This window comes from Aurantibacter sp., from assembly GCF_042094015.1.
GTDB lineage: Bacteria > Bacteroidota > Bacteroidia > Flavobacteriales > Flavobacteriaceae > Aurantibacter.
This window is the reverse complement of record NZ_JBELDZ010000090.1, coordinates 1-9,454: the sequence shown is the minus strand read 5'-3', so window position 1 is coordinate 9,454 and position 9,454 is coordinate 1. Positions and strand designations below refer to the sequence as shown.

Genomic DNA, 9,454 nt, shown 5'->3' with positions numbered 1-9,454 from the left:
GTGGAACTGCTATAACATTAGCTGAATCTATTTTAGATGAACAAACTAATTTAACTGAATGGGTTTTAGATAAAAGTGAAACTGATAAATTAACCATAAACGCAAAACGAATTCCTGAAGTACCAGGAACACATAACGTAAATTACAAAAGCACAATAGATACTATTAATATAAGTCACGAAGCGCATTCTAGAGAAGGTTTTGCTTTAGGCGCAGTAATTGCGGCAGAATGGTTAGTTAATAAAAAAGGCATATTCACAATGAAAGATGTGTTAAATATTAGTTAACCAAAGACTTAATTGTAACAAGTATTGAATTTAAAAGTCTAAACAATAGACAACAAAATAATTACTAAAAACATCTAATAACGCAAAAATTGTTATTAGCACAATACAAAAAAAATGGATTTACAATCTTGGATTATTTTCTTTTTCGCTATTCAATTATTACATGGCTTAGCAACTTTTAAACTTTACGTTAAAGCTGGCAGAAAAGCCTGGGAAGCTTTTGTTCCTGTTTATAATGCGGTTATTTTAATGAAAATTATTAATAGACCTTGGTACTGGACTATACTCTTATTTTTACCTATTGTAAACCTTATTTTATTTCCTGTTATTTGGGTTGAGATTGCACGCAGTTTTGGGAAAAATTCTCGTTTAGACACCTTATTAGCTATTATAACTTTAGGCTTTTATAGTTTCTATTTAAGTTATAGTTTAGATTTAGATTATATAAATGATAGAAGTTTAAAACCAAGGTCTGAAGTTGGAGATTGGGTAAGCTCTATTTTATTTGCAATAGTAGCTGCAACTATTGTTCATACGTATTTTATTCAGCCGTTTGTAATTCCAACATCTTCTTTAGAAAAAACCTTATTAGTTGGCGATTTCTTGTTTGTAAGTAAATTTCATTATGGCGCAAGAACACCTCAAACTGCAGTTGCTTTGCCAATGGTTCATGATGCCATTCCTACAACTTTAATTCCTTCATATTTAGAAAAACCACAATTACCAAAATTCAGATTTCCTGGTTTTCAAGATATTAAACGTAACGATATTGTTGTTTTTAATTGGCCAGTTGATACTTTAACCGTTATTACAGATGTAAATAGTGCGGTAAAACACAAACCATTAGATAAAAAATCTAATTATGTTAAGCGTTGCGTTGGTTTACCTGGAGATTCTTTAGCTATTAAAAATGGTTATGTTTATATCAATGGAAAAAAGAACGAATTACCTGATCGTGCTAAATTGCAGTTTTTCTATTCAGTAGTTTTTAAAACAGGTCTTTCTCAAAATTTCATTGACCAATATGGTTTGACTGAAATATTTGATTTATACGAAGTTAAAAAAACAATATATGAAAACGATAAAGTTCAAGATTATTTTAAAACTAATAATTTGAATTTAAAATCTGTATACGAATATGATGAAAAAGTTATTTTTAGAGGCAACTTAAACAGGGAAACTTATGTTAATTTGAAAATAAAAGAAAGCAAAAAAGCTTATGTAATTAACTTAACAGAAGATCTCGCTAAAATTATAAAGAAAAATCCTAATGTAATATCTATTACAAAAAACCTTTCAAATCCAAAGGATTATGAACCAAAAACTTTCCCTTCAAGTCCTGACTACACTTGGAATAAAGATTTCTTTGGACCAATGTACATCCCACAAGCTGGAGCAACTGTAGATTTAAACATAGATGTTTTACCATTATACAAACGTATTATTACAGCTTATGAAGGTAACACACTAAAAGTAAACGGAAATCAAATATTAATCAATAATCAAGTTGCTACAACCTATACATTTAAGCAGGATTACTATTGGATGATGGGAGATAATAGACATAACTCTCAAGATGCTAGAGCTTGGGGTTTTACACCACAAGATCACGTAGTTGGAAAACCTGTTTTAGTTTGGATGAGTTATGATACTAATGGAAAAGGTTTAAATAAAATTCGTTGGGATAGATTATTTACAACCGTTTCTGGCGAAGGAAAAGCAACGTCTTTTTTGATTCCTGTACTTGTTTTAATTTTTGGATACATAGGTTTTTCAAGGTACAGAAAGAAGAAAAAAGCTAATGCATAGAATTTAGTTTAAAGATGAACGCTTTAATTACACCAACACTTTTTCCTAATCTATCTACGTTTGTAGTGATTGCACAACATAAACACGTGGTTTTAGAAGTTTGTGACAATTACCAAAAGCAAACCTTTAGGAATAGAGCTAATATTTACGGCGCTAATGGTTTATTACAATTAAATTGTCCTGTAATATATTCGCAAAAAGAAAGAAAACTATATAAAGACGTACCTGTTTTTAATCCTGAAAAATGGCAATTACACATATGGAAATCTTTAGAATCCGCTTATAAAACATCGCCATTTTTTGAATATTACGAAGATGATTTAAAAGATTTATTTGAAACTGAGTTTAAAACCGTTTTAGATTTCAATTTAAAATGCCTAGAAGTAATTTGCGATTTATTACAAATTGAAACTACATTTTCTAAAACAGAAACTTTTGAAAAACATCCAGTAAATAGTTTAGATTTTAGACATTTAGCAGAACGAAAATCTGAAGGTTTTAAACTAGCATCTTACACACAAGTCTTTGGTATAAAACACGGGTTTATCTCTAATCTAAGTATTTTGGACTTATTATTTAACGAAGGAACAAACACTTTAACCTATTTAGAATCTCAACCACTAGCCTAATGCTTAGACCTTTTCTGCATTATGGTGCTCACTTTTTATTACCATTAGCAATTGCTATCCTATTTTACAAACCCAAGTATCTAAAAGTATACCTTATATTTTTATGTGGTTTTCTTATAGACTTAGATCATTTATGGTCAACGCCTATTTTTCACCCAAACCGTTGTAGTATTAATTTCCATTTTCTACATAGTTATTACGCTATTATAGTTTATTTACTACTAGTTGTTCCAAAAATTACACGTCTGCTGGGAATTGGCTTAATTTGCCATATTATAGCAGATAGTTTGGATTGTTTTATGATGGGAATTTAAAATTATTCCTTCAAAGAAAAAGTAGCCATTACAGGATAATGATCTGAAAGTTGAACATCAAACGTTTTAAACTTATTAACCTCTAATTTTTTATCAGCTAATAAAAAATCTATTCTTAAAGGAAAAAATTTAAAATTAAAGGTTCTACCAAAACCATTTCCAGATGTTTTAAAAGCATCTAGCATATCGCCTTTTATACTTCTGTACACATAAGAAAAAGCTGTATTATTAAAGTCGCCACTAATAATAGTCTTATAGCTACAGTCGTTTTTATGCATTAAAAATAATTCTGTTTGAAATTGTTGCATTTTAAAGGTCTTACCAATACCTAAAAATACTTTTTCGGATTCTGTTTGTGTAAGCTTTTCTACATTCTTATCAATCTTTAGAGATTGTAAATGAATATTATAAACTCTAATTGTGTCTTTATACGCTACAACATCGGCAAAAATAGCATTATTTGCAGTATTTGGAAATTCTACAGATCCAGAATTTATAATGGGAAACTTAGAGAAAATAGCTTGTCCGTATTTAAATTTTACTCCTTCAATTTTTTCGTACTTATAAGGATACATAGATAAATCTACTTTTGTGGTAGGATGATATTCTTGAATACACAGTATATCTGGCTGCTCTTTCTTTATAAATGAAGAAAATTTACTTGGTACATTAACATCTGGAATCCAATCATATAAATTAAACAAACGTACATTGTAATTCATTACTGAAATAGACTTTTTTGATGGTTCTGTTTCAGAATTAGAAAATTTATACAACGATCCAAATAAGAAGTAACCAAAACCAACTATTAAAAGCGATAAAATAAACTGACGTTTTACCTTAAGTAACCAATACACAAAAAATAAAACGTTAAGTAACATTAAAAAAGGCAAACCCAAACTTAAAACAGATAATACCGCAAATGTTTTGGGCGGCATTAATGGCAAGAAATACGCCAATAGCAATACAAAAGCTGCTAGCGAATTTGCTAGAAATATTAATTTATCTATAACGTTTAAATTCTTCAAATTGTTTTTTTATATTACTACTACTCTATTTTTTATTGTTACTTTTTATTATCTAACAAAGACTACTTACCTGCTCTAAATAAAAACTCTTTTTCTTCAGCAGTTAGACTGTCGTATCCGTTTTTTGCAATTTTATCTAATATTAAATCTATTTTCTTCTGTTTTGAAAATTGATCAAAATCTTCTTTTTTAACACCAGCAACTTTAGATTTACGTTTTGTTTTATGCACCTTTTTAAATGGTGTTTTTTTAGACGGTTTAAACCAAGATACAATAGTATCCATTAGTTTTTCAAAACCTTTGCCAATATCGTTTCCTTTTATAAGTTGTGTAGTGTAAATATAACCCAAAGCGTCTCCACCAAGATGTGCTAAATTTCCGCCAGAATTATCTCCAAATAAGCCCATAACATCAAAAGCAACTAAAGCTAAACCAACGTGTCCTAATTTTAATTTAAAAGAAAACAAAGGCACTTCTTGTTTTGGCATATAAGCACATAAAAAAATCATTAATGCTCTAACTGCTGCAGAAGCTCCAACAACATAAGCTGATTCTTTAAAGAAAGTTGGAACTAAATTATAACCTAATAAAAATACAATTCCACCAGAAATAGCACCTAAAAAGTAAACATTTAAAGCTGTTTTTGGATTAAACAGATTCAAAAAAGATTTACCTATAAAATATAACCAAAGCATATTAATGATTATATGTATTGGGTTATAATGCAAAAAGGCATAAGTTAAAATAGTCCAAGGTTGTAAAATAGTTATATTAAAATCACTCTTTAATTCTAACCAAGATAAAACAGTTCCTAAAAAAGGCTTTAAGATAAGCACTAGAATAAACAAGCTAACATTAATAACAATTAACTGCTCTAAAACATTTAAGTTTTTATACTTGTTTTGTAAATCTTTTATAAAACTCATTAATTTATTCTGAAACTATTAAAACTATTCTTTTTCCAATACCACATAATTATAAAACCTACAACTGCGCCACCAACGTGAGCTAAATAAGCAGTATTACTTGGACTAAAAAATGATTGACCTGAAAACGCAGATATAACATCTAATAGTATAATTCCAGGAATAAAATATTTGGCTTTTATAGGAATTGGTAAAAACAACATCATTAGTTCCGCATTTGGGTTTAACATTCCAAAAGCTACTAATATTCCCATTAAGCATCCAGATGCACCAACCATTGAACCGTTATAAATTGAAAATGCATCTTGTAAACCACTTAATTGTATTGGAGAAACTGAATCTGAAACCTTATTAGTTGTTATCATTTCAATAATATTTGATTTAGTAAATCCTGAAACGATTAAATCGTTCATTATTCCTGTAAAATCAAAATAATTATAACCAACTTGAAATAGAATAGCTCCTAATCCTGCTGAAAAATAAACAAATAAGAATTTATTTCTTCCTAATCTAGCTTCAACTGTTGAGCCAAACATCCATAAAGCAAACATATTAAAAACCAGATGCATTAATCCACCATGCATAAACATATGTGTTACAATTTGCCAAGGTTTAAAAGCATCATTTTCGGGAAAATAAAGTGCAAACAAATCATAAAATAATTCTCCGCCACCAATAAGTTGTGCTCCAGCAAAGAAAATAATATTAATAATTAATAAATGTTTTACGGTTTCTGTAATACGCATCATAAGTTACATGAATTTTTTATCCAGTTCATCTACACTCATTGTAGTAAACGTGGCTTTATTAGTTGGAGATACACTTGGCGCTTTACAAGCAAATAAACTATTTACCAAATGTTCTTGTTCTGCTGGGTTTAATTTTTTTCCATTTTTAATAGCTAAACTTTTTGCTAAAGATTTGGCTATTAAATCGGTAACACTAAAGTTAGAATCTGGCACTTCGTTTTCTACATCGCTAATAAGTTGTTCTAATAAAATAGACACTTCACTTTCTGGAACACTTACTGGAACACCTGTAATCTCTATAGTTTCCTTTTTTATATCCTGAAAAATAAAACCTGTGTATTCTAAATCTTGTTGTAATTGTTTTATAATTTCTATATCCTGAACTGAAAAATGCAATTCCAAAGGAAATAATAGCTGCTGACTAACTGCTTCTTTAACTGTAATGTGTTTCAAGAAATCTTCGTACAAAATACGTTGGTGTGCTCTATGTTGGTCTATTAATAACATTCCAGATTTTATAGTACTTATAATGTATTTATTCTTTAATTGATATGTGCTGTATTGTTTTTCGTCTTTAACCACATCATTATAAATAGTAGTGGTTTCTGGAGCACTTTCAAATTCTACTTGACTAAAATCTACAACTTCTTTTGTGCCTTTAGACTCTAAACCAACATATAAACTTTCCCAATTTGCAGATGGCGTTTTAGTATAACTTGAATTTGATGATGAACTATTTGTATTGCTCAACGTTGTTTTTGGTGAGTCTGACGTAAATGGATTAAAACTTCTATCTACCTCAACTTGTGGCATTTTACCTGTGTTTTTTTGTAAATATGGCGTATCCAAGTTAGCATCTCGCTCAAAATCTAAAATTGGCGCAATATTAAATTGTCCTAAACTATGTTTTACTGCCGATCTTAAAATAGCATACAGTGTTTGCTCGTCATCAAACTTAATTTCGGTTTTTGTTGGATGAATATTTATATCTATACTCTGTGGATTAACCTGTAAGTATAAAAAATAAGACGCGTGATGTCCTTCTTTTAATAAACCTTGAAAAGCAGATGCTATAGCGTGATTTAAATATGCACTCTTTATAAAACGATCGTTTACAAAAAAGTATTGTTCGCCTCTTGTTTTCTTTGCATATTCTGGCTTCCCAACAAATCCAGAAATGGTAACTACTTCTGTTGTTTCGTCTACAGGAACTAGTTTTTCGTTTGTTTTTGTTCCTAATAAATTTACAATACGTTGTCTATAATTACTTTGCGGTAAATTGTATAATTCGCTACCATTATGAAATAAGACAAATCCTAAATTTGGATGCGCTAAAGCAACTCTATAAAATTCGTCAATAATATGACGTAATTCTACTGCATTAGATTTTAAGAAATTTCGTCTTGCTGGAATATTAAAAAATAGATTCTTAACTGCAATACTTGTTCCTTTTGGTGCAACTACAACGTCTTGAGACTTAACTTCACTTCCTTCAATAACTATAGTTGTACCAACTTCTGCAGGTTCTTGTTTGGTCTTTAATTCTACGTGTGCAATAGCTGCAATACTTGCTAAAGCTTCGCCGCGAAACCCTTTAGTGTTAAGTTGAAATAAATCGTCTGCATTTTTAATTTTTGATGTTGCGTGACGTTCAAAACTTAAACGTGCATCGGTTTCACTCATACCAAGTCCATTATCTATAACTTGAATAAGTGTTTTTCCAGCTTCTTTAATTATTAGTTTAATTTGACTGGATTTGGCATCTATAGCATTTTCTAAAAGCTCTTTAACTACAGAAGCTGGTCTTTGCACCACTTCTCCTGCTGCAATTTGATTTGCCACATGATCGGGTAATAATTGTATAATATCTGACATATATTAAGCACTAAAGAAAATAGATAAATCGAATTCTATAAAGATTAAAAACAATACTATTAAAGCTGCTATTATAATTAAAATTCGTCGATTAGTAGCTTTATCTGGCGAATTTTTAAATTCATCAAAAGCATTTGTAAACTTTTGTTTAAAATTAGGATTCTCTCCAACGGTTTTACGAAAATCATCAAACTTGTGTTTAATCTCATAAGGGTTTCCTTCACCTTTATAAAAGCGAGGCTCGTAGTTAAATTTCTTATTTTTTCTTTTCGATAATAGTCCCATAATCTACCGCATTAATTCATTTTAGATTCTAACATATACATTACTATACCTACAACAACTAATAGGCCAATTAGAACAATTAGTGTAGAAACTTTAGTATTATTTTGTTTTGGAACGCGTTTTAAATGGCTTCTAAACTCATCTTTAAGTACATCTCTTTTTTGTTCTTCTTCTGAAGAAAATCGCGTTTGGTAATTAAAACGTTTATTTTTTCGTTGACTGAACATCTTAATGAATTTGTTTTCTATTCAAAAATACTGAAAATGTTAAGGTTCTTAAGACTTTGAATGCTAAAATTTGTTAACAAAACAGAAGATCTTTACTAAAACCAATTCATAAAAAAAATCCAAACCTTTTTAGGTTTGGATTTTTAATATTTAAGAAGACTAGTTGTGTCTCATATTATCTTATTAAGCGTTTCTTCTTAGTTCTGCCATTTTAATAGCAGCTACCGCAGCTTCCACTCCTTTATTTCCGTGTTGTCCTCCACTTCTATCTATAGCTTGTTGCATATTATTATCTGTTAATACACAAAAAATTACTGGTGTATCATGTAAAACATTTAAGTCTTTAATTCCTTGAGAAACACCATCACAAACAAAATCAAAATGCTTGGTTTCTCCTTGAATAACACTACCAATTGCAATAACAGCATTCACATTTTGTTCTTGCATTTTTTTTGCCCCATAGATAAGTTCGAAACTTCCTGGTACATCCCAAACCTTTATAGCATCTGAATTTACGCCATTATCTAAAAGCGTTTGCTTTGCGCCTTCTAAAAGTCCGTTTGTTATTTTAGAATTCCATTCTGAAACAACAATCCCAAATCGAAAGTCCTTCGCATTTGGGATTGTTACCTTATCGTATACTGATAAATCTGTTGTTGCCATAAAAGTCTTAGTTAGACATTGCTTGCGCTTTTCCAATAAACACTTCAGAATTTAACGCTTCTGTAGATGTTGGATAGTTATCTTTTAATTGCTTAAATAAGTCTAAAGCTTCCTTACCTTTACCTAAATCTAAAGCTGTAATCCCTGCTTTGTATAGGTATGTTGGTGTAGAGAAATCGTTAGTTCTTAAATTAGCCGCTTGCTTATAAGCTACTAAAGCATCTTCTTTTTGCTCTAATTGCGCATATAAATCTCCTAATGCTCCTTTAACCATTGGCGAAACTATTTCGTCTTCACCATTAAATTTTTGTAAATATGCTTCTGCATTCTTATAATCTTTAATGTTTAAGTAAGCTAAACCTGCATAAGCATTTGCTAAGTTTCCTGCTTTAGTTCCACTAAACTGGTCTGCAATATCTACAAAACCTTGTTTACCACTTCCACCATTTAACGCTAACGTATATAAAGAATCTTTAGCTGTTGTTGCGTTTACAGCATCGTTAAAATACTTTTGAGCTTGATACATTTCGTTACTTGCTTCTGCTTGAGCAGGTTTAGTTACAAATTGTTGGTATGCTAAGTATCCTAAAACTACTGCTGCTACTGCAACGATTACTTTTGGTGTAATTATTTCACCTAAGAAAACATAACCTAAAATAATT

12 protein-coding genes are annotated in these 9,454 nt (G+C 30.0%); 4 read left to right on the top strand and 8 right to left on the bottom strand.

Going from position 1 to position 9,454, the window contains the following annotated elements; genetic code table 11:
- The 4 genes from ACFDSN_RS10900 to ACFDSN_RS10885 form a co-directional block, all read left to right on the top strand.
- A partial coding sequence (locus ACFDSN_RS10900; protein WP_375239885.1) for a dihydrodipicolinate reductase C-terminal domain-containing protein occupies positions 1–287 on the top strand: 287 nt, incomplete at its 5' end.
- 114 nt (positions 288–401) lie between these two features.
- Entirely contained in the window at positions 402–2,096 is a 1,695-nt protein-coding gene (lepB, locus tag ACFDSN_RS10895; protein WP_375239884.1) for a signal peptidase I, read from the top strand.
- 14 nt (positions 2,097–2,110) lie between these two features.
- Positions 2,111–2,725: a WbqC family protein gene (locus ACFDSN_RS10890; protein ID WP_375239883.1), complete on the top strand. Its 615-nt coding sequence runs from the start codon at positions 2,111–2,113 to the stop codon at positions 2,723–2,725.
- Positions 2,725–3,039: a DUF6122 family protein gene (locus tag ACFDSN_RS10885; RefSeq protein WP_375239882.1), complete on the top strand. Its 315-nt coding sequence runs from the start codon at positions 2,725–2,727 to the stop codon at positions 3,037–3,039. Before ACFDSN_RS10890 ends, ACFDSN_RS10885 begins: the two co-directional genes overlap by 1 nt.
- Before the next feature lie 2 nt (positions 3,040–3,041).
- Here ACFDSN_RS10885 and ACFDSN_RS10880 read toward each other — a convergent pair whose 3' ends face one another.
- The 8 genes from ACFDSN_RS10880 to ACFDSN_RS10845 form a co-directional block, all read right to left on the bottom strand.
- The gene (locus tag ACFDSN_RS10880; RefSeq protein WP_375239881.1) at positions 3,042–4,067 is read right to left on the bottom strand and encodes an endonuclease/exonuclease/phosphatase family protein; all 1,026 of its coding nucleotides are present in this window, start codon (positions 4,065–4,067) and stop codon (positions 3,042–3,044) included.
- Between the two features lie 62 nt (positions 4,068–4,129).
- Positions 4,130–4,993: a rhomboid family intramembrane serine protease gene (locus ACFDSN_RS10875; protein WP_375239880.1), complete on the bottom strand. Its 864-nt coding sequence runs from the start codon at positions 4,991–4,993 to the stop codon at positions 4,130–4,132.
- The gene (locus tag ACFDSN_RS10870) at positions 4,993–5,742 is read right to left on the bottom strand and encodes a rhomboid family intramembrane serine protease (protein ID WP_375239879.1); all 750 of its coding nucleotides are present in this window, start codon (positions 5,740–5,742) and stop codon (positions 4,993–4,995) included. The genes ACFDSN_RS10875 and ACFDSN_RS10870 overlap by 1 nt, the downstream gene beginning before the upstream one ends.
- Positions 5,743–5,745: 3 nt before the next feature.
- Complete coding sequence (gene mutL, locus ACFDSN_RS10865) at positions 5,746–7,617, bottom strand: DNA mismatch repair endonuclease MutL (protein WP_375239878.1); 1,872 nt, start codon at positions 7,615–7,617, stop codon at positions 5,746–5,748.
- Positions 7,618–7,620: 3 nt separating this feature from the next.
- Positions 7,621–7,902: a riboflavin synthase subunit beta gene (locus ACFDSN_RS10860; protein ID WP_375239877.1), complete on the bottom strand. Its 282-nt coding sequence runs from the start codon at positions 7,900–7,902 to the stop codon at positions 7,621–7,623.
- An 11-nt stretch (positions 7,903–7,913) separates the two neighbouring features.
- Positions 7,914–8,129: a hypothetical protein gene (locus ACFDSN_RS10855; RefSeq protein WP_375239876.1), complete on the bottom strand. Its 216-nt coding sequence runs from the start codon at positions 8,127–8,129 to the stop codon at positions 7,914–7,916.
- 183 nt (positions 8,130–8,312) lie between these two features.
- A complete protein-coding gene (ribH, locus tag ACFDSN_RS10850) occupies positions 8,313–8,792 on the bottom strand; it encodes a 6,7-dimethyl-8-ribityllumazine synthase (RefSeq protein ID WP_375239875.1) in 480 nt (159 codons plus the stop codon).
- Between the two features lie 7 nt (positions 8,793–8,799).
- Positions 8,800–9,454 (bottom strand): tol-pal system YbgF family protein (locus ACFDSN_RS10845; RefSeq protein WP_375239874.1); only part of this gene is annotated, 655 nt, incomplete at its 5' end.